This is a genomic window from Arthrobacter sp. JCM 19049, assembly GCF_001310435.1.
In genome coordinates, this window is record NZ_BAXF01000567.1 from 1 (window position 1) to 1263 (window position 1263).

The 1263-nt window shown below is 68.3% G+C and carries 2 protein-coding genes and 1 pseudogene; 1 reads left to right on the top strand and 2 read right to left on the bottom strand.

The annotated features are described in order from the left end of the window. A partial coding sequence (locus JCM19049_RS14515) for a zinc-binding dehydrogenase (RefSeq protein ID WP_279403291.1) occupies positions 1 to 263 on the bottom strand: 263 nt, incomplete at its 3' end. A gap of 61 nt (positions 264 to 324) precedes the next feature. After that, a complete protein-coding gene (locus tag JCM19049_RS21165; RefSeq protein ID WP_279403292.1) occupies positions 325 to 714 on the bottom strand; it encodes an alcohol dehydrogenase catalytic domain-containing protein in 390 nt (129 codons plus the stop codon). 223 nt (positions 715 to 937) lie between these two features. Between JCM19049_RS21165 and JCM19049_RS21170 the strand changes: the two are divergent. After that, a pseudogene (locus JCM19049_RS21170) lies at positions 938 to 1263 on the top strand (N-acetyl-gamma-glutamyl-phosphate reductase); the annotation flags it as partial.

The following is a 1263-nucleotide window of genomic DNA, read 5'->3' on the forward strand; positions in this document are numbered from 1 at the left end:
CTGGCCCCGCCGAACAGCACCAGGGTGCCGCGCCGGCGCAGCGCCGCCAGGGACATCTCGAAGGTGTCCTTGCCGATCCCGTCGTACACCGCGTGCACGCCCTGGCCCTCGGTAACCTCCTTGACGGTCTGCGGCACCTGGTCGTAGTCGACCACGTAGTCCGCCCCGGCGGCCTTGGCCAGGTCCTTCTTCTCCTGGGTGGAGGCGGTGGTGATCACGGTGGCGCCCTTGAGCTTGAGCATCTGGGTCAGCAGCAGCCCCACCCGCCGGCCCCGGCGTAGGAAAGGATCACATCCCCCTCACGCACCATGTAGCTCGAATGCATCAGGTAGTGGGCGGTGCAGCCTGCAGCGGCAGGGCGGCGGCCAGGCGCAGGTCCACCTTCTCGGGCACCTTGCCCAGCACCCGGGCATCGACCACCGCGTACTGCGCGTACCCGCCGGTGGCCTCGGAGGTCGCGACCCGGTCCCCGACCTTCAGGTTGCGCACCTCGGAGCCAACCTGTTCGATGGTCCCGGAAATCTCCGAGCCCAGCGCGAACGGTACTGGACCTGGTAGACGCCCGAGCGCTGATAGGTTTCGATGAAGTTCACCCCGACCGCGGCGACCTTCACCAGCACCTGGCCCGGCCCGGGGGAGGGACCGGTTCCTCCACCAGCTCCAGCACCTCGGGCCACCGGCCTTGGCGGCCACGATCTTCTGCTGCTTGCTCATGCGTGCATCATCCCCTTGGTCATTCGGTGCAATCCTGATTGTTCAACTTCGGCCCACCGCGCTCGCCGGGTCCGCGCCGGAGCGGGGCAGCGGGTGCGGGGCCGCTACTGCCAGTCTAGGACCGCCGCGGCCCGGGGGCGCGAAGAGATGACGACAAAGTTCGGCCCGCGCAATCTATGAATAAATATTAGGTTTCATGCATATCCAGCGGTAGAGTTGCCACATGACGTTTTCAGTAGCTGTCTCGGGCGCCAGCGGCTATGCCGGTGGCGAAGTACTTCGCCTGCTGGCCAACCACCCGCAGGTCACCATCGGAGCGGTCACCGCCCACTCCCAGGCCGGAAGCCGGCTGGCTCCATCGCCCCGCACCTGCACGCGCTGGCGGAGAAGGTGCTGGTCCAGACCACCGTTGAGAACCTGGCCGGGCACGACGTGGTGTTCCTGGCCCTGCCGCACGGGGCCAGCGCCGAGATCGCCGCCCAGCTGCCCCAGGACACGCTGGTGATCGACGCCGGCGCCGACCACCGGCTGGCCTCCGCCGAGGCCTGG